The organism is uncultured Roseovarius sp., assembly GCF_947489715.1.
Classification (GTDB): domain Bacteria; phylum Pseudomonadota; class Alphaproteobacteria; order Rhodobacterales; family Rhodobacteraceae; genus Roseovarius.
Genome location: NZ_CANLER010000038.1, coordinates 1 through 484, shown reverse-complemented (window position 1 = coordinate 484; position 484 = coordinate 1). Strand labels below are relative to the sequence as shown.

Sequence of the window (484 nt, the reverse complement as noted above, 5' to 3'; positions counted from 1 at the left end):
CGCTGGCGACGGGCATCAGTTCCGCAATGGACGAGAGTTTGCCGCCTGGCTAGGGCTGACGCCCATCAACCGATCAAGCGGCGGCAAAGAACGTCTCGGGCGCATTTCCAAGATGGGAGATCGATACCTCAGGCGACTTTTGGTCACTGGCATGACTGCCCGATTGAACCAGATGAAGGTCAATCCTGACCGCGTCGACCCGTGGGCGATGTCATTGCGAGAACGAAAATCCCCGCGCGTGGCTACTGTCGCCATGGCCAACAAAACGGCCCGCATCATCTGGGCGGTGTTGACGCGCAACGAAAGGTATCGGCCTCACACAGCATAAACGCCAACAAAAGAACATCAGAGACGCAAGACCATTGAGATGATGGAGCAATGTCAGCCCGCCAACCAAGACACCCCGTCGAATGTCAGGGACACATCGTTGTCCGCGAAGCGGTTTGGGACTCGGTCAGCGGAAACCATCAGGGCCAGCAGCCGT

The 484-nt window shown here is 58.1% G+C and carries 1 protein-coding gene; it reads left to right on the top strand.

The features are described from left to right. Positions 1-328: transposase (locus tag Q1B27_RS24475; protein ID WP_299852820.1), on the top strand; the 328-nt coding region annotated here is incomplete at its 5' end. Between the last annotated feature and the right edge of the window lie 156 nt (positions 329-484).